13 protein-coding genes are annotated in these 19440 nt (G+C 46.5%); 9 read left to right on the top strand and 4 right to left on the bottom strand.

Features of this window, described 5'->3' with window-relative positions; genetic code table 11:
* Positions 1-194: 194 nt before the first annotated feature.
* Genes OIU26_RS09330 through OIU26_RS09315 form a run of 4 tightly spaced genes read right to left on the bottom strand, consistent with a single transcriptional unit; the run spans position 195 to position 4846 of the window.
* Positions 195-1532: a response regulator gene (locus tag OIU26_RS09330; protein WP_264216633.1), complete on the bottom strand. Its 1338-nt coding sequence runs from the start codon at positions 1530-1532 to the stop codon at positions 195-197.
* Positions 1507-2952 carry a sensor histidine kinase gene (locus OIU26_RS09325; protein WP_264216632.1) on the bottom strand — a complete coding sequence of 482 codons (1446 nt, stop codon included), beginning with the start codon at positions 2950-2952 and terminating at the stop codon, positions 1507-1509. The genes OIU26_RS09330 and OIU26_RS09325 overlap by 26 nt, the downstream gene beginning before the upstream one ends.
* Entirely contained in the window at positions 2949-3947 is a 999-nt protein-coding gene (locus OIU26_RS09320) for a substrate-binding domain-containing protein (protein WP_264216631.1), read from the bottom strand. Before OIU26_RS09320 ends, OIU26_RS09325 begins: the two co-directional genes overlap by 4 nt.
* Before the next feature lie 53 nt (positions 3948-4000).
* A complete protein-coding gene (locus OIU26_RS09315; protein WP_264216630.1) occupies positions 4001-4846 on the bottom strand; it encodes a Cof-type HAD-IIB family hydrolase in 846 nt (281 codons plus the stop codon).
* Positions 4847-5111: 265 nt separating this feature from the next.
* On the opposite strand from OIU26_RS09315, the gene OIU26_RS09310 reads away from it, so the two are divergent.
* From OIU26_RS09310 to OIU26_RS09270, 9 genes are all read left to right on the top strand, one after another.
* Positions 5112-6626: an alpha-glucosidase/alpha-galactosidase gene (locus tag OIU26_RS09310; protein ID WP_264216629.1), complete on the top strand. Its 1515-nt coding sequence runs from the start codon at positions 5112-5114 to the stop codon at positions 6624-6626.
* A 585-nt stretch (positions 6627-7211) separates the two neighbouring features.
* Positions 7212-9365 carry a glycoside hydrolase family 6 protein gene (locus OIU26_RS09305; RefSeq protein WP_013369681.1) on the top strand — a complete coding sequence of 718 codons (2154 nt, stop codon included), beginning with the start codon at positions 7212-7214 and terminating at the stop codon, positions 9363-9365.
* Positions 9366-9539: 174 nt separating this feature from the next.
* Positions 9540-10475, top strand: coding sequence for a nucleoside hydrolase (locus OIU26_RS09300; protein WP_264216628.1), 936 nt, complete (start codon positions 9540-9542; stop codon positions 10473-10475).
* A gap of 166 nt (positions 10476-10641) precedes the next feature.
* Complete coding sequence (locus OIU26_RS09295) at positions 10642-13317, top strand: PAS domain S-box protein (protein ID WP_264216627.1); 2676 nt, start codon at positions 10642-10644, stop codon at positions 13315-13317.
* 163 nt (positions 13318-13480) lie between these two features.
* Entirely contained in the window at positions 13481-13870 is a 390-nt protein-coding gene (locus OIU26_RS09290; protein ID WP_016821396.1) for a GntR family transcriptional regulator, read from the top strand.
* Entirely contained in the window at positions 13863-14765 is a 903-nt protein-coding gene (locus OIU26_RS09285) for an ABC transporter ATP-binding protein (RefSeq protein ID WP_029516088.1), read from the top strand. The genes OIU26_RS09290 and OIU26_RS09285 overlap by 8 nt, the downstream gene beginning before the upstream one ends.
* Entirely contained in the window at positions 14740-16836 is a 2097-nt protein-coding gene (locus OIU26_RS09280; protein ID WP_264216626.1) for a DUF6449 domain-containing protein, read from the top strand. The genes OIU26_RS09285 and OIU26_RS09280 overlap by 26 nt, the downstream gene beginning before the upstream one ends.
* A gap of 176 nt (positions 16837-17012) precedes the next feature.
* Positions 17013-17777, top strand: coding sequence for a class I SAM-dependent methyltransferase (locus tag OIU26_RS09275; RefSeq protein WP_165080316.1), 765 nt, complete (start codon positions 17013-17015; stop codon positions 17775-17777).
* 152 nt (positions 17778-17929) lie between these two features.
* Positions 17930-19384, top strand: coding sequence for a substrate-binding domain-containing protein (locus OIU26_RS09270; RefSeq protein ID WP_264216625.1), 1455 nt, complete (start codon positions 17930-17932; stop codon positions 19382-19384).
* Positions 19385-19440: the final 56 nt, after the last annotated feature.

Genomic DNA, 19440 nt, shown 5'->3' with positions numbered 1-19440 from the left:
ATTCCGTTCTTCGAGGAGAAGTATAACATGCACCTGTAAAAGAAAGGTCGGTGATCGTCTTCAATAAACGGACCTTTTCATGCACGATTTTGACTTCGATTCCCGAATTGGAGATGAAGGGGCTAAACCTAGCATTACCTTGTCATTCGAGCTTAAAAAAATCCATGTCGATGGTCGACATGGATGAATCTCTGCTATTTTTGGCCTTTGAACTCTGTGGGAGGAACGCCCGTGATCTTCTTAAAGACGCGGCTAAAATAGTTCGGGTCCTTATAACCCACTTCAAAGCTGATTTCCTTCAGAGCAAGGTTGCCCTCCTTGATCAGAGAAATAGCTTTATTAATCCGTAGCCGGGTTACGAAGTCGATGAACGTTTCTCCGTATTCCTGTTTGAAGATTTTGCTGAAGTAGTGGGGATTCAAATGGACGAAATCAGCCACCTCTTCCAACGAAAGTTCATCGTTGAAGCGTTCCTCGATATACATTTTTGCTCTGCCCAGCATAGTCAGTGTTTGAACCTCCCGCTGTTCGCGTATCCGTTGCAGTGCTGACATGACGTACGTCTGCTGAAGCATTCCATTCTCCGCTTTGACGGCAAGCTCAGAGGCGTTTCCAGCCTCTGACGACTTCAGTTCGTCAAAGTGGCAGTAACCTCCATCACGCTTGCGTAGTGTGGAGGCAAAAACGGCTTCAAAATAGGACTTGCGAAGTCCTTCCTCGCCGCTATGCAATGAGCCGATTCCAATAGCCGTCTTCATGCCAAATTGCTGCTGGGCCAGCTCGGAGAGCTGCTGAACAAGGTGTTTAATCAGTTGGCGCCAGTCGTTTTCGCTGGTGGCAGCTGGCTTTTGTAAAAAAGTGGCTACATGATGGTCAATCAGGGAGCTCACAATGGAATTTGGACCATGTGTTTTTACATAGCTTCGGAAATGATCGTAAATTTTCTTTTTGTCCTGCTCGTCTGCATATCCTTCAAAGGCAGCAATGATGACGCTTCCCTGATCAAGAGGAAAGCCCAGCCATTCCGATAGCTGAGAAGCGCTCGAATCCACCGTCTGGTCGACCATAAGCATTAAAGCCAGTTCATTTTCTGCGAGCGGCATCAGCTGTGAGATTTTGTGTCTAAGCTCCAATTCTTCCGTGCGTGCCCGCTTCTCGCATTCAATTTCTTCAATCAGTCGTTTCAGTGTACCGATGATGAGTTCCCGCTTCGCCGGCTTCAGAATATATTCTTTTACACCCAAAGAGAGCGCCTCACGTGCATAAGCAAAATAATCATAGGCGGTGACAAGCACAAAGCGGGTATCGGGAAGACGCTCCTTTAATTCACGAAGCGCTTCAAGTCCATCGATTCCGGGCATATTGATATCCAGAATGGCAATATGGGGACGGTGCTCTTCTGCGCATTCGATCGCCATGCGGCCGTTGTCGGCATGAATAAACCGAAATACTCCCGGCATCGCGCGTTCCACTATCAATTCCAGTCCTTCCCTCTCCAAAGCTTCGTCATCCGCGATCAACAACCGATACATTCGTCTGCTCACTCTCCTTCTTGACTGGGATTCGTATTGTTATGGTAGTACCTAGTCCGGTATGGCTACGGATTTCAACCATTCCTTCCTTTTCGTAGAACAACTGCAGCCGCCTAAACACGTTTTGCATTCCAAGTCCCGTTGAACTGCTGCTTTCAGCTCCGCCTTCAAGACGGAGCACGGACAGTCGGGTTTCTTCTGTCATGCCCTTTCCGTTGTCCGAAATTTCAATTTGCACATCCTCGCCCGCTCTCGACAGCGTCAATGTGATAATGGCCCCGTTTTCCATATCTGCTACACCATGAAGAAAGGCGTTTTCAATAAACGGCTGGATCGTCAAGGCCGGAATTTGCTGCTGAAGTACGGAAGCGTCAAAGTGAAGATCAAAGCGAATTCTGTCCCGGAAGCGCGCCTGCTGGATGGTCACGTATTCGTTTATATGATCCAGTTCCTCCCGGAGCGTTACGGGTTTGTCCAGCTTTTGCAGACTGTACCGTAGTAGATTGGACAGCGAAACGATCAGGTCGCTGGTCTTCTCCGCCCCTTCCAGGATCGCCAGTTTGGAGAGCACATTTAAGGTATTGAATAAAAAGTGCGGGTTAATTTGATTTTGCAGAGCCAAAAGTTCTAGCTCCTTCACAAGCCGCCGCATTTCCAGACTCTGTTTATCTTTTTCGATAAGGATGCTCAAATCAGCAGACATTTGCGAAATGGCGTCCGCCAATACGCCTAGCTCGTCATCCCGTCGCGGTTGGGGCTCGATATTCAGGTCACCTGTGGCGATTCGCTTCGCCAGTCCGACAAGTCTGCCGACAGGGCCAGTAATGCTGCGCGAGATCCAGATGGCAAGCAAAACACCCATCAGCGCGTTCATGCCGAACAACGCCACTCCCAATCCATTCATTTGCTCATTCTTGTTCCGGATGTTCTCGATGATCGGTCGGTAATAAGCCAGTTCAGCATCGATCAGTCGCTGGCCCTCCTCATGAATATAGCTGACGGTTTTCTCCGCTTCAATATAATGTTCAAAAGCCGATTGAGGATTTTGTGCCTTTGCATCCAGAACTGCGGCTTGTTTCTGTTCAAGAAATGTGGCTAACAGATTCATGTAGTCCTCCTCGGCAAAAGAAGGATCGGTTGAGTCGGAGACTTCCTGGATTCTGCCTTTTAGCTGTTTCAATTGGTATTCTGTCAGGCCCTGCACATCCTTATCGTCTCTTGGATTGAGCAGATAGGCATATAGGAGATTTAAGTTGCCCTCCGCCGATTCGGAGGTTTGCTCGATGAGGAGAATGCGGCCAAGCATTTCATCGTAGCTCTGTTGTACAACCTTTCCACTTTGGAATACGAAATAAGCGATGATATTGGCAAACACAACTAGAAGAGGGATGAACAGAAGCAGCTTCGTTCTGATCGTCATCGCCTGTCATCTCCAGACATGTCATCGGGAGTGTCTGCATGCACTTCATAAACTCTGGTATATGTTAATTCCTGAGGATGACTCCCCTTGAGATAATCATTCAGCGATTTTATGGCCTTGGCCCCCATTTCCTCTGGCTGTTGCACAATGGTCAGTTCGATTTTGCGATCTTTAATAGCTTTCAACGTTTCGGCCATATCGTCAAAAGCGAAAATTTGCAAGTTCTGTGCTCCGCGCCGTTCCGAAGCCTCCAGAATGCCAAGGCCGTCCAGCGCACTGAATCCGACCATGTAGCGAATCTGCGGATAATGGGTGAGCATGTTCTGAGCTTGCTGGGCTGCCTGAAGCCGTGAAATATTTGAGGAGCGAATCTCCACAATGCGGAGCTTGGGATAGCGTCTGATCACGGAACGAAATCCGGCAAGCCTGAGCCGCTGATTCTCGACGCGCTCGCTGCTGATCATCACTCCAATATCGCCACGCTCCCCAGAGGCTTTCGCCAACAGCATGCCCATCTGTTTTCCTGCTCCTTCGTTATCTGTTCCAACGTAAGCCAGTCTTCGGGAGTCCGGCTCATCCGTATCGATCGTGATGACAGGTATGCCAAGGCCGGCCGCTTTGTCGATTAATCGGCGATACTCCGGATCATTTATCCCTTGAACCAGAATCGCATCCGCCTTGGCGGCGATCGCTTTATCAAGCAGTTTGATCTGCTCGGACGGATTAATGCGGTCCGGTCCGATATAATCGAGCCGCATACCGTACTGCTCCGCTTCCTTTCGAGCTCCTTGTTCGATTGACCGCCAGTAATAATTGTCCAGCTCTTGCGATATCAATACCACTTTTGTATCGGAACCCCTGTCGTTTGGTGAAACCGTCTTCAATTGTTCTGTAAATTGGTGAATTTGAAGAGAAGACAGAGTGAACTGAAAGAGCAGCCAGGCAAATAGCAGGAAGACGGGAATAAGGATAAATGTCCATTTACGGTTTGACATGTCTTGCTCCTTTGGGAATATTTAGAGACACAACTCATTAAAAAATAACATCGCTAAATCAGACTATGCTTTTTAAAGCTGTGAAACAGTCCATCTTCATCCACAGCATCCGTAATGTCATCTGCAATGGCTTTGAGGCCCGGTTTGGCATTTCCCATGGCAATTCCTAGCGCACAATATTCAATCATTTCAGCATCGTTCATCCCGTCTCCGATAGCAATGGTGTCTTCTTGGGATCTTCCCAAATGCTCAATAAGCTTTTCAATAGCTACGGCTTTATGAATACCGGGAATCATTAGCTCACCACTGTCTTGCCCGAAAGCAGATACAGTACATTGAATAACCTCAAATTTCCCTGCGAATTCCTTTTTGATTTGTTCAAAAGGAACATTTTTGTTTTCCAAAAAACATGCTTTGTTCACGTCACTGCGGTATAGGTTGTCCTCGCCTATAGTTAGGCCGGTGATAAAAGGATGCGGGCGTTGTTCTTTTTTTTCTCTGGCTACGGGATCATTGTCCACATCTCCATAGATAAGCCGTTCTACATGGGGCAAAAAGTTTTTACTCGCAAACAACCCCCCGTTCGATTCCAAATAAAAGTCCAAATCATGCTCATCAAAGTAATCGACCATATGTCTAACATCTTCATCCGATACTTTGTGGTGATATAACATCTCACCTTCAATTTCTACAAAGCCACCGCCAGCTCCGATGATCCCGTCAAAACCGATCTCCATGATAAAATCATAAATCTCCGCTTTGGATCGGCCAGTGCATAAATAAATCAGATGTCCGTTTTTTCTCGCTTCGATACATGCTGTTTTTGCAGATTCGGGAATCATACCGTCATCATCCACTAGCGTTCCATCTATATCTAAAAAGATAATCTTTTTGTTCATTTTAGGGCTGCTCCTTGCTCTCCAATGTTTTCTTTTATGTTACTACATTTACCGCACTTAAAGTACATACTGAACTGAAGAAACATTACACAGAAAGAGAGAAACGGGATGGAACGAAGTGGAAAAGGGAAACCCTCTGCTAACGCGAAAGTTAGGATTTTTGACACTTAAGTACGAAACTGGTCATGATTTTGATAACGCTTTCTACAGGCATATTGTTAAAATGACGGTATATTACAATTCTAATTACCGGAGGTTGAATGCCGTGTCATTTAAAGTAGCTTTTATTGGAGCAGGGAGCATCGGTTTTACCCGTGGAATTTTGCGAGATCTGTTATCGGTACCGGAGTTTAACGATATTGAAGTGGCTTTTACGGACATCAGTCAGCACAATCTGGATATGGTTACTGAACTGTGTCAACGGGATATTCGTGAGAATGGTTTGTCCATACAAATACAGTCCTCTACGGATCGAAAAGTAGCTTTGAAGGATGCCAAATACGTCATTTGTACAATCCGTGTCGGCGGTCTGGAAGCTTTTGCGACCGATGTGGATATTCCGCTAAAATACGGTGTGGATCAATGCGTGGGCGATACATTATGTGCAGGAGGCATCATGTATGGTCAGCGTGGTATCGCTGAAATGCTGGAGATTTGCAAGGATATCCGCGAGTTAAGTGCACCGGATGTGCTGCTGCTGAACTACTCGAACCCCATGGCAATGATGACCTGGGCCTGCAACAAGTACGGCGGCGTGCGCACGGTTGGTCTATGTCATGGCGTCCAGAATGGGCATCACCAAATTGCCGAGGTGTACGGTCTGGAGAAGCAGGATGTGGACATCGTATGCGCCGGAATCAATCACCAAACATGGTACATTCAGGCCTCACATAAGGGCAAGGATCTGACAGCCGGACTGCTGGAGGCATTTGAACAACATCCTGAATTTAGCCGCACCGAAAAGGTACGCATCGATATGCTTCGTCGTTTTGGCTACTACAGCACAGAATCGAATGGTCATCTTAGTGAATATGTGCCTTGGTATCGGAAGCGTCCGAATGAAATTCTGGACTGGATTGATCTGGGTAGCTGGATCAACGGAGAAACGGGCGGTTATCTGCGTGTATGTACGGAAGGGCGCAACTGGTTTGAAACAGATTTCCCCAACTGGATGAAGGAAGACCCACTGGAGTACAAGGCGGAAAATCGCGGTGAAGAGCACGGCTCATACATTATCGAAAGCCTGGAAACAGGACGTATATACCGGGGGCACTTTAATGTTGTGAATAACGGTGTAATTTATAACTTGCCGGAAGATGCGATTATTGAAGCTCCTGGATATGTGGATCGGAACGGTATTTCTATGCCGCAAGTTGGAGAACTCCCGCTGGGTCCTGCTGCCGTGTGCAATGTTAGTATTTCCGTTCAGCGTTTGGCTGTCGAAGCGGCTGTACATGGAGACGACAAGCTGCTGCGCCAAGCGTTTATGATGGACCCGTTAGTGGGTGCGGTGTGTAATCCGAAAGAAATTTGGCAGATGGTCGATGAGATGCTGGTGGTACAGGAGGCATGGTTGCCGCAATATGGAGCAGCGATTGCCGAGGCGCGCCAACGTTTGGCTGCAGGCGATCTGATTCCAACCCGACCTTATGAGGGAGCAGCGCGGCTTAAGGTGAAGACGGTTGAAGAAATGCAGCTGGACCGGGATGCTGCTAATAAAAATGCAGGACAATCCGACAAAGGCAAGGATCGCGAAAAAGTGCAGAACAGCAAGGCGTAACAGCTACTTGGTACAATTGCAGTAACGCTCATTCTATGGCCTGTTAATGAGCAGAGACGGATGGAACAACAATAATAGGGTGTTTTCATGACCGTAGGTCTGGAACACCCTTTTTGCTGTCGATAGATTTAACGATTTGGCGTAGCTGGCAACCTGAGGTTTATCATTGTCGATTTGGGCTGGCGGAAATTAAAGAATACAGTCTTGTTTTTTATGAATCCACTCTTTTACTGTCGACTCTGAATCTCCTGAGAGCTTGTCATAGCAGGGAAGTTCAACAAGTGATAGAACCGATCTTAGAAAAAAAGGCACCCTGCCGGACCGTCGTTGTGGCAATTCAAATGCCTAATTAATAATTGTAGTCCTTAATTTATTCAATTTACAGCAGATTTCCAGCTCACTATAATCTAACATAGGAGGTGACAAAAAGGGGAAAATGTGAGCGCATGAACAAATAGAAAGCGCTTACCTTTCACAGCTATGAACGCTACTTTTTCTAGGGAGAGAGTAGGCGTAACACACATTTAATCATATAACAATCAGGTGCCGACATAGGAAGATTCAATAAAATCTACGGAAAGATAGGTGAAGCAATTGAAAACAAAGCAAGTGCTTCGTAAAGGAATGAAGTATGCTTTTGCGCTATCACTCGTCGCAAGCAGCTTTCTACCAGGTGCAGGATTTACGGATAAAATACATGCAGAATCCCATGTCGATAATCCTTACCAAGGAGCGACAAAATACGTTAACCCTGATTATGCGGCTAGTGTCGACACATCGATTGCCAAGGTTACGGATGCGAACCTGAAGGCAAAAATGCAAACGGTCAAAACGTTCCCGACAGCCGTATGGCTTGATCGTATTGCTGCTATTAACGGCGGTGGGGGCAAGCTTGGCTTGGAAGCGCATTTGGACCAAGTATTGGCGCAAAAGAAAGGCAACACACCGATTACGGCGGAATTCATTGTGTATGATCTGCCCGGACGAGATTGTCATGCCTTGGCTTCCAATGGTGAATTGCCGTTGACCCAGGCAGGTCTGGAAACGTACAAAAAAGATTATATTGACAAAATCGCTTCTATTTTTGCGAATCCCAAATATAAGGATATTCGCATCGTAGCGATCATTGAACCGGACAGTTTGCCAAATCTGGTAACCAATCTGGATACTCCCCAATGTGGACAAGCCAAATCTACAGGAATTTATGAGGCTGGCGTTAAATACACAATGAATAAGCTGAACGAGATTCCGAATGTGTACAAATACGTGGATATCGGTCACTCTGGCTGGTTAGGTTGGGATAACAACCGTGCAGCAACGGTATCTCTGTTTACAACTATCTTCAAAGATACTAGCAAAGGTCTGGCCAGTGTGGATGGCTTTATCACGAATACAGCCAATACTTCACCGTTGACAGAACCGAATCTGCCTGATCCCAACCTGAATATTGGCGGGCAGCCGATCAAATCGTCCAAATTCTACGAATGGAATCCTAATTTCGATGAATCGGATTTCGCTGAGTCTTTGCATAGAGATTTTGTCAATGCAGGCTGGCCAAGCTCGCTCGGCATGTTAATTGATACCGGCCGTAATGGATGGGGAGGACCTAACCGTCCGACTTCCGCAGTCGGCAATGATATTAACTCCTATGTAAACTCAGGTCGTGTGGACAAACGTTCGCACCGTGGTAACTGGTGTAATAGCAGCGGAGCAGGGATGGGAACACCGCCACAAACGGCTCCAGCTGGCCATATCGATGCCTATGTCTGGGCGAAACCTCCGGGTGATTCCGATGGTTCCAGCTCACTCATTCCGAACGATGAGGGTAAAGGCTTTGATCGTATGTGTGATCCTACCTATACAACCAAGGATGGCACATTAACAGATGCTTTGCCGAATGCACCTATTTCAGGAGCATGGTTCCATGATCAGTTTGTGATGCTGGTACAAAATGCGTACCCTGCAATCGTGCCTTCCAGTGGTGGTGTGGACCCAGCGCCTACAGCTCCAGCTGTACCTTCAGGCTTAAAGGCTACTGTAGGTAATGCACAAGTAACGCTGACTTGGGATGCGTCTACGGGTGCCGACAGCTACACCGTAAAACGCGCCACTAGCGAAGCAGGCCCTTTTACAGCCGTGGCGCCTCTTGTAACGGCAAGAGAGTACACGGATAAGGGACTGACGAACGGAACAACGTACTTCTATGTTGTAAGTGCTACGAATGCGAAAGGAACAAGTAAGGATTCAGCAACGGTAAGCGCTGAACCAAAAGGTACGCCGACAGATCCAACCGACCCTACAGATCCAGCGGGTGATTTGGTTGTAATGTATCGTGCTGGGGATACGGATCCAGCGAATAACGCTGCCAAGCCTTTCTTTAACCTGAAAAATAAAGGTACAACACCCGTGAAGCTGAGCGAGCTGAAAATCCGCTATTACTTCACGAAAGATGGCAGCCAAGAGCTGCAATCTGCGGTAGACTGGGCGCAAGTAGGTAATGATAATGTGCTGCGCACCATTAAAGACAACTATATTGAAATTGGATTCAGTGCGGCAGCCGGCACGCTTGCTGCTGGAGCGCAAACAGGTGATATTCAGATCCGCATGAACAATAGCGACTGGTCTAATCTGAACGAATCCAATGACTATTCCTTCGATCCAACCAAAACCTCTTATGCTGAATGGAACAAAGTAACGTTGTTCCACAACGATAAGCTGGTATGGGGAATCGAGCCTTAGGATTTGGCCAGAACATGTGCCTTTGAGTGATTAAAAAGTGGTAAAAGAAGGCTACGGCATAACTGTCGTAGCCTTTTTTTAACGTCTTCAAATAAAGAATTCGATGACCAAGGGAATAAGCATTCAAATTGTGTATAATGAAAAAAAGAATGCTGTTCTACTGTGGAGGTCATCATGAGCAAAAAGTTAATCTTAGATGTAGATACTGGCATTGACGATGCGCTTGCTATTGCGTACGCGGTCCATTCGCCGGAATTGGAGCTACTTGGTATTACAACCACCTTTGGCAACATCTCGGTGGAGGAGGCAACACGTAACTCACTGATCCTGCTGGAAAAACTGGGGGTAGAGGCTCCGGTCGTGTCGGGCGCTCACAAGCCGTATGCCCGTGAGCTGTTCAAGCCATATTCCCGTCATATTCATGGTGAAGACGGCATTGGCAACCAGCTAAAAGGAGCGCCGTCCCGTCAGGCAGCGTCTGGAGATGCGGCTGATTTTATCATTGGACAGGCTTGTCGCTATGAAGGCAAGCTTACACTTGTAGCTGTGGGCCCGCTCACCAATCTAGCGATTGCTCTGGATCGTTGTCCGGAATTGCCTCAATTACTTGACCGCCTCATTATTATGGGCGGCGCGGTCACGGTGAAAGGGAATGTAACTCCAACGGCAGAAGCCAATATTTATGCCGATCCAGAGGCAGCAGCCTATGTGCTGGGAGCAGGTTTTCCGCTTACGCTCGTTGGGCTGGACGTTACCATGCAAACCCTGCTTCCCCAGCAGGAAGTGGACAAGTGGCGTGAGCAAGGGACTGAGCTTGGTATGTTTATGGCGGATATGACCGACTTTTATATGGAAGCCTATCGCAATTTCAGACCTGGTATTGCAGGCTGTGCATTGCATGATCCACTAGCCGTAGGGTTAGCTATTGACTCCAGTTTTGTGGAGACGCGTCCAATGCACATTGCCGTTGAGGTAGGGGATTCCACCGAGGTTGGTCGCACCCGAGAGGTACAAAATGAGACTGAAGCTCAAACGCTGACTACGATTGATGTGGCACTTAAAGTAGACGCTGAGCGATTTTTGCGTCATTTTCTTAGCCGGGTGGTATAAAAAAATAATCTAAAGATTGCCGATGAACCTGCATCGGCAATCTTTTGTGCATACATGTTTTTAAGGGCTTTCATCTAGAGGAGGGCTCTCCTCAGTAAAAATCCCATATCATGTTAGAATAGGTATAGTTAGAAAAACTGCCGGACCACAGAGGAGGAGATTCATTGTGTTTTCTGCTGCTCAACGACTGCCTTTGCTGGAACATATGTATAATCATGCCCCGACAGGAATCGTGATTTTGTCAAGGGAGGGGAAGTGTCTGTATGTCAATCCCGCCTTTTGCAAAATGGTCGGATATGAGCAGGAGGAATTATTGGATATCCGATATTACCATCTCTTGTATAATGAGGCTCAGGATCAGCAAGGGCTGAGGGAAGCCTATGCAGGTTGGCTAAAGGCTACGGATCAAGTCTACAAGACAGAGCTGCGTTTAAAGCATAAACGGGGAACAACTGTCTGGCTATCGCTGGAATTAACCATATTTGATGATGAGGCTACCGAACAATCTTATTTGATTGCGTATGCAATGGATGTCACGGAGAAAAAGGACATGGAGCAGGTGCTTTCGGACAATGAGGATTTGTACATGTTGATTACCGAAAATACGCCGGATGTCATCTCTTACAGCACGGCAGACGGCATACTTCAATATATTTCCCCTTCGGTGGAAAAACTCCTTGGCTATACGAAGCAGGAAATGCTCGGCAAAAAACGGCTTCAATTTTACCATATCGAAGATGCCGATTACATGCGTGTACATGGAATGTTCAAGGAAACAGGCATCATGAAGCGGCGTGTACGTCATAAGGACGGGCATTATTTGTGGCTGGAAGTATCGTACCGTATTATTCGGGATGAACAGGGCAAGATCAAGCGAGTTCTATCCATCGGACGAAATATCACAGAGCGCCAGAAGAGCGAGGAGAACCTGGCAAAAGCTCAACAGTTGGCGATGTTCGGCTCATGGGACTGGGATCTGGTCAACAATGTTATGCATTTTTCCAAGGAATTTCGCAGCATATTTGGCTATCGTGTCAAGCCGGTTGAAACAAGTATTGACGCTTTCATGAAAGCAGTTCATCCCGAAGATACTGAACGGATGAAGCAGATTATCAACAACGTCATCCTAAAGGGAATTCACGAAGAAACCTTTTACCGGATTGTATTGCCCAATGGGGAACAGAAGGTACTGCGTTCGATCTGGGAAGCTGAGATGGACGAGCATGCAGGCAAGCCTGTTCAAGTAGTCGGGATGATACAGGATGTTACAGAGCACCGGGAAATCGAGCAGCGTCTTCGTGAAAGTGAAAACCGTTATAAGTCACTATTTCAGCATAATCCACTCGGGATATGCGCCATGAATATGGAAGGTCATATTTTGAGCGTGAATCCGAGTCTGGAGAAGCTTACGGGTTATACGAGGGATGAGCTGCTTGGAGCTGAAATACTTGTAATGGCTTCCTCTGAGGAACAGGACAAAATCAAACGACATATCGAAATGGCCAAGCAGGGGGAGACACAGACCTATGAATCGGAATTCATACATAAGGAGGGGGAGCGTCTATTCATCAAAATGACTAATATCCCGATTTTCGTGCAAGAAGAAATTGTAGGCTGCTACGGGATTATAGAAAATGTTACCCCTCTTAAAAACTACATTGCTCAGATTGAAAAGCTCAGTAACGAGCATTCGCTTATTTTGAATGCAGTATCCGAAGGAATTGTGGGTTTGAATACCGAAGGACATGTCCGCTTTATGAACCCGGCAGCTGTTGAGATGTTCGGCATAGGATCAGCCAACCCGCTGAACGGTTCATGTATAGACGTGATTCGCCATGCTGACGAAATAGGCAGCCATTTTCCGGACGAGCAGGCTTCTATTCTCCAAGCGATTCGCAGCGGCGCTTCTTATCAGGCAGAGGAAGCTGTATTTTGGAAAAAAGACGGGTCCAGTTTTCTGGCCTCTTATCGAATCAGCCCTTTGATGGATAACGGCGAGCGAAAAGGAGCTGTGATGGTTTTTGTAGACAGGACGAATGAAAAGGAGATTATTCGGGCCAAGGAGTCTGCCGAACGCGCCGATCGGGCCAAGTCAGAATTCCTTTCTGTGATGAGTCATGAGCTCCGTACACCGATGAACGGCATTATAGGCATGGCCGGGTTACTGGCAGACACGGAATTAGATGAGGAGCAACGTAGCTATATCGATATTATTACCAGCAGTAGCAACGCTTTAATGCAGATATTGAATGAGATACTGGATTTGAGCAAAATCGAAGCTGGCAAAATGTCGTTGCTGCATGAGTCTTTTGGACTGGAGGATGTGGTTGGCAGTGTAGCTGACCTATTTATGACACAGGCTATGGAAAAAGGCATCCAGCTAGAATGGCATGTAGATCAGGAAATGCCAGGGATGCTGGTCGGTGATCATGTGCGTATCCGACAGATATTGGTGAACTTGGTGAGCAATGCGATCAAATTTACGGAGCGAGGGCATGTAAATATTTTTGTGGAGAGAAAGGCTTACAGCCGCCGTAAAAAGAAATGCCTGATTGAGTTTAGTGTAACTGATACTGGAATCGGCATCCCGGCAGACCGTCAGCATTTGTTGTTTCAGCCTTTTTCCCAGCTTCATCCGGCATTGAACCGGAAATATGGAGGGACAGGCCTAGGCTTGTCCATCTGCAAAAACCTGGTCAAGCTAATGGGAGGTTCCATTGGTGTGGATAGCGACGAGGCCAGAGGAGCAACATTCCGGTTCCAGCTGGATCTTAAACTGCCGGAAGGGCAAAAGCTTGCCAATATAAGCCGTGATCAGCCTTATGATTCAAAGGAAGGCTAAAAAGACATAGCCGTGATGCATCCTGCATCACGGCTATTTTTGTAAGAAATGTCCAAAGAAAAGATTGACAAACTGTTCTAACTGTACTATTAATGATAGTACAGTTAGAACAGTTGAACATGTATAAATGAATTTGAGCCAGTGTTGAAAGGAGGAAGTCCATGTGTTCGAGCTGGATATCCGCAGCCGTAAGCCGATCTACGAACAGCTTATGGAGAAGGTCAAGGAAATGATCGTGTACGGATCGCTTCAGCCGGATGAGCAATTGCCTTCTGTACGGGCATTGTCCGCTCAACTTACGGTGAATCCGAATACGATTCAGAAGGCGTACCGCGAGCTGGAACGCGAAGGATATATTTATTCCGTTCAGGGCAAAGGCAGCTTTGTCACGCCTACCCAGCAGCAGCCGCAACAAATAAAGCGGGATGAGATTCGGGCGGCATTGTTAAAACTGATGATCGAAGCTGTCCATTTCGGTTTTACACAGCAGGAAGTGGACGACATATACGTGGAAGCTATGCAAACAAAGGAAAGGGGGATGTCCCTTGATTGAATTAAGGGAAGTCACAAAGACATTTACAGAAGAAAAGGCTGTCGATCAGCTTGCCCTTACGGTAAAGAAGGGCTCCATTTTTGGACTGCTGGGCTCGAACGGGGCAGGGAAAACGACCTTGCTCAAAATCATTGCCGGGATTTACCGACCGGATACTGGCAAGGTGCTAATCGGTGGTCAGCCAGTGTATGAGCAGCCTGAAGTCAAGCAGCACATTCTGTTTTTACCGGATACCCCTTATTTTTTCCCGCAAGCGACAATTCGTCAGATGGCCCGGTTTTACCGCTCCATTTATCCAAGTTGGAGTGAGGAACGCTACACACAGCTTACGGATATTTTCAAGCTGGACCCGAAGCGCAAACTTCACCGTTTTTCCAAAGGGATGAAGCGCCAAGCCGCTTTTTTGCTTGCCTTGAGCTGCATGCCTGAGCTGCTGGTTTTGGATGAACCCATTGATGGTCTGGACCCGGTGATGCGTAGAATGATCAAAAATCTCTTGTTCCAAGAAACCGCTGCACGTGAGATGACCGTCGTGATCTCATCGCATAATTTGCGTGAGATTGAAGACATGTGTGATCATGTCGGCATTATGCACCAAGGTCGGATGCTATTGGAAAAAGAGGTAGACGACCTCAAATCCGATACGCATAAGGTACAGGTTGCTTTTCGGGACAGCATGCATGAGGAAGCTGTCTGTAGCCAACTTTCGGTCGTACATAAGGAGCGAAGGGGCAGTGTTCTGCTGCTTATTATCCGGGGTGAGCGAGAGCGGATTGCGGAGACGATTGAAGCGTATGAGCCGCATGTATTCGATTTGCTGCCGTTGACGCTTGAAGAAATTTTCATTTATGAAATGGAGGACGCAGGTTATGACATCCAACCGATTCTTCTGTAGCGGCGGCGTAATTCGCCAATGCCTGAGACAGCATGGCTGGATCGGTCTATTGTACTTGGTAGGATTGCTGTTTACAGTACTGCTGCCATTGTTTATGAGCATTGGTGATGAACAACCACGAGTGGTTTTAAAAAGCTTGTTTGATAGCACAAGCTCAGGTAATGAATTGCAAAAATTAATCTTAACGACCGTACCCGTGCTGGCAGGTGTGATGCTGCTTCGTTTTGTTCAGCGACAGGGGCCATCCGATTTGTATCACAGCCTACCTTTGCGTAGGGAGCATTTATTAACATCACATGTAATTAGCGGTCTTATTCTTTTACTTGTACCTGTATGGCTGACTGCGGGAGTAACTGCTTGGGTTAACACGTCAGTCGAACTGCCTTATATTTTTCATATTAATGATATTGGATCATGGGCACTGGTCGTATCTGTCCTTACGATTTTCCTGTTTACTTTTACTGTGTTTGTAGGGATTTGTGTGGGGCAATCGTTGCTACAGACCGTAGTAGTGTATGTTTTGCTGCTATTGCCTCAGTTTCTATCCATGATGATAGGGCGTTTTCTGGAACGTAATTTATACGGTTATGTGCAAGTGCGAGAAACCGTTGTTCAATATATTAATGGTGGAGAGTTTCGCAGCAGTAATAATGTTTGGGATAACTTATCGCCGTTTGTACGCATTATGGACAATTTGCCGCAGCGCGCCTTTTCCTACATGGAGCTACTTGCCTATTTAGGTGTCTCTCTGTTATTTGTTGCCTTGAGTTATGGTTTGTATCGTAAACGCTTGGTCGAGAAGGCGACTCAGGCCATAGCATTTCCTTTCTTACAGCCTTTGTTCAAGGCAGGAGTCACATTATGCGCCATGCTTGTAATAGGCGATTATTTTTATAATGCAGGTACAAGAGGAGCAAATTGGTCGATTTTTGGGTATGCACTTGGAGCTGTTCTAGGCTATATCGTTGTAGAGACGGTCGTCCGCAAGACGTGGCAAATTGTGCGTGTTCGTGCTTTGGTGGAAATGGTCGTTTACGGTGTGATCATGGGGCTAGTACTATATATCCCGATTTCAGGTTGGTTGGGTTATGAGGGACGGATTCCAACAGCACACTCCGTAGAAAAAGTTTATGTGGGGCAAGAGGAGCCTCTAGGGGGAGATGCAGAAAAAGAAGCTTATTACTCCCAAGACAGGGCCTATATCGCCTCTGTGCTGAATTTACATCGTGAACTCGTACGTGCACATGCAGCTGGCGAGAAATCGTTGTCCAAAAACCTGGCCGTTGAAAGGGCAGTCATAGTCTACCGTTTGGATGATGGTTCCACTATGACTAGGCGTTATACATTCCCGGAAAAGCCTTTCAGGACAGAACTTACTAAGGTGATGGAAGCAGAGCCTTATAAAACGGTAAGATATGAACTGGATAAGCTGCAAGGAAAAGCAGAGACGATTAATATCCAATCCATAGATGATAATGAAAGACGAGTGGTTTTGACCAATCCCAAAGAAACTCGTGAATTTGAAGATATACTCAGAGAAGAAGTATTAAATATGAGTTATAGCGAAATGCAATCACATCGATATCCTCTGGGGAATGTTTCTATTACAAATAAAGAGTCATCCTCTACCAATAACGAACCGAGCTGGAAGCGTGAAATTTCATTTAGTTGGCCGGCTTCCTATCACAAGCTTACAGGTTGGCTAGAGCAAAAAGGTTATGCGGATAAGGTGATCATTGATGCCAAGGATATTTTTTCGATACGGGCTGTTCCTATTATTACTGAAGAGCTTGAACCTTATCAACCCAATCAGTATATTGAAGACTATAAGCTATTTAGAAGAATCCAACAGAAGCACAAAGCAATAACGATTGAAGATCCGAAGCTCTGGAGTACTGTACTGGAAAAGCGTAGATCCTATAACTTTACTCCTAATATGGCGAAGGGTACTTACCTGCTTCAGGTCAAGATCAAACCTTTATTTAGCTCAGATCCCCACACAGGCTATTACTATTTAACTCCAAGCGACATGACACCGGAGCTTGCAAAGGCTTTACCGGCAATTCCTTAAGCTCTAACGAGGGAGAGCGTCTGGTTTAGATGGCAAATGGACGGAGGTAGATGAACATGGGATGGTTGGGACACGACATATAACAACCTGATCGACTGGCAAGAGCTCCTCCACATTAGAACTGATATAAATAGAGACCAATGCGTGTACAGTTCAATAGTGGAGGAGCAAAAAATATGAAATATACAGAAGATCATGAATTTCTACAGTTGTTGGAGCATCATAAACAGTCGTTTTCCGGATGGGATTTTTCATTCATCTCGGATACGGGACGAGTGGCGAGCGAGCCTTTGGACTGGTCTTATGCCAGCAAGGCTTTGGCGTTGATCCATTCCACCAAGGCGATGCTGGATATGGGAACAGGCGGGGGAGAGCTCTTGTCGCAGTTTCGCCCTTTTCCAGAGATCATATGTGCGACAGAGGCATATGCACCGAACATATCTATTGCCAAGCAAAGATTGGAGCCGCTGGGTGTGCACGTGATGGCTATACATGATGACGATTCCCTTCCGTTTGGCGATGCCGGGTTCGATCTTGTGCTGAACAAGCATGAGTCATTTTCGCCAGCGGAAGTGCGCCGTATTTTGCGTCCTGGAGGTACGTTTTTGACTCAACAGGCGGGAGGCCTGGATTGTGCAGGCCTTAACGCTCGCTTGGGAGCACCTGATTACGTGTATGCGGACTGGACTCTTCCTCGGGCACTTGCAGGTTTGAAAAGCAATGGTTTTGAAATCGTAGAGCAGCGGGAACAGTTTCCGATACAGCGATTTTACGATATTGGAGCGATTGTCTATTACTTAAAAGTCATTGAATGGCAGATTGCAGACTTCCAGCCAGAGAAATATATAGAACAGCTGTATGGTCTGTATTTGGACATTAAACGTGATGGGTATTGGGACGTGAAGCAGCATCGTTTTTTGATCCATGCCAGAGCGATATAGAGAAGATTCGATACCAAAGAGGCCTTTCCTGTAGGGGAGGCCTTTTTGCCATGTTTACCATCCTTTCGTATACTAATCTTTACCATAATTGTACAATGAAGAAGCAATGGCTTACAGTCTCATTTTCATTTTTAAGATATAGGGGGATGTACATGTCTGAACCAAAGGAAGTTATAAGCAAGCCGAAAAAGGATGAGTCTGTGCGGTTCGCATGGTTTTGGCCATGGCTGGGCGGTACGTTTATGTTTGGATTGTTTTCAGTCATGTTTAATGTAGTTTGGAGTATGGTTGTGGCACCCCAAGTGCAGCTTCTGCTGAGGCATGAAGGTGTAACGGATACAACTGTGATTGTAATACTGCTTCTATATGCATGGATTATCGGTCTCATCTTTGCAGCTTATGGTGCCTTGAGTGCGCGTATGTGCAACATGGGCAAGCTTCCGTTGATGCTGACAGGGCTATTATCATTATTATGTGGGCTGTGGTTGTGGATTGTAGGAATACAAGGGTCAGGTGGTCAACCTGCTGAAGTGTCGGGAGGGGCGTGGAGGCTCTTTTCACTCTATCATGCTTGGGCGGAGCCTGTGTTAGAGGTATTGGGCCCATATACACAGCATGGTGAATTCTGGTTTCTACTGGCTGCACTGCTGCCGATAGTTGGCATGGTAGTAGGAGTTGGGGTGAATCGTTATCCAGCGCTAACCGACAAGAATGGTAAGGTGGATCATAGATGGCAATGGGTTGTTGCCGCGATATCTGCTGCGCTCATCATTGTACTGACGATTACGCTCATGCTTCCTCAACGTCCGTACATTGCGGAAAGGGATTTCCCGGTAGTAGATGGAGCTACAGCGGCCATTCCATTCGCGCAGGATATGCTGCATGAATTGACCGGAATGAGCAAGGTTCGTGCGGCTCACGAACTGAGATTCAACACAACACATCAGGCTTATGTCAATCTGATTGAAAAGAAGGCGGATCTGATACTGGTGGCGGGTCCATCCGATGAGGAATTGCGCCTGGCGAAAAGTCGGGGAATTCAAATGAAGCTCACACCCATCGGGTGGGATGCGTTTATTTTTCTCGTTCATAAAGGCAATCCGGTTAACGGACTTTCTTCGGAGCAGGTACGCAGCATATATGAAGGATCTATTCGTAACTGGAGTGAAGTAGGGGGAAAGAATCAGCCGATCGTTGCTTATCAGCGAGAGGAAAATTCAGGAAGTCAAACATATATGAAGAAGAAAGTGATGAAAGGTCATGACATGGCTGAACCACCTCGGGAACTCCGAATTGGTATAATGGGTGAAATGATTAATGCAGTTGCTGATTTTAACAAGGATCACAATGCGCTCGGTTATTCATTTTATTATTTCGCAAATGTGATGCATAATCGTCAAGAGGTCAAATTTTTATCTATTGATGGAGTGGAGCCTGACAAAGAACACATTCGTTCGAAACAATATCCATTCACAGCCCAACTGTTTGTAGTTACACGCGAAGGTGAGAAACCACGTGCTTCGATGCAACGATTACTTGAATGGCTGCAAAGCGAAGAAGGAACTCGGGCTATTGAAAAAGGCGGCTTTGTTCCTGTAAACTCGTAATCCTATAACGATTCGCATACAGGATTCGCATGCAGTCAGTATCGTATATTCACCGC

Origin of the sequence: Paenibacillus sp. BT-177 (assembly GCF_025846815.2) — a bacterium.
GTDB lineage: Bacteria > Bacillota > Bacilli > Paenibacillales > Paenibacillaceae > Paenibacillus > Paenibacillus polymyxa_C.
This window is presented reverse-complemented; position numbering and strand designations above follow the sequence as displayed.

Coding starts and splice junctions, on each gene's coding strand:
- OIU26_RS09330 (WP_264216633.1), bottom strand. CDS start 1,532: ATGTATCGGTTGTTGATCGCGGATGACGAAGCTTTGGAGAGGGAAGGA.
- OIU26_RS09280 (WP_264216626.1), top strand. CDS start 14,740: ATGACATCCAACCGATTCTTCTGTAGCGGCGGCGTAATTCGCCAATGC.
- OIU26_RS09300 (WP_264216628.1), top strand. CDS start 9,540: ATGAGCAAAAAGTTAATCTTAGATGTAGATACTGGCATTGACGATGCG.
- OIU26_RS09325 (WP_264216632.1), bottom strand. CDS start 2,952: ATGACGATCAGAACGAAGCTGCTTCTGTTCATCCCTCTTCTAGTTGTG.
- OIU26_RS09320 (WP_264216631.1), bottom strand. CDS start 3,947: ATGTCAAACCGTAAATGGACATTTATCCTTATTCCCGTCTTCCTGCTA.
- OIU26_RS09275 (WP_165080316.1), top strand. CDS start 17,013: ATGAAATATACAGAAGATCATGAATTTCTACAGTTGTTGGAGCATCAT.
- OIU26_RS09315 (WP_264216630.1), bottom strand. CDS start 4,846: ATGAACAAAAAGATTATCTTTTTAGATATAGATGGAACGCTAGTGGAT.
- OIU26_RS09270 (WP_264216625.1), top strand. CDS start 17,930: ATGTCTGAACCAAAGGAAGTTATAAGCAAGCCGAAAAAGGATGAGTCT.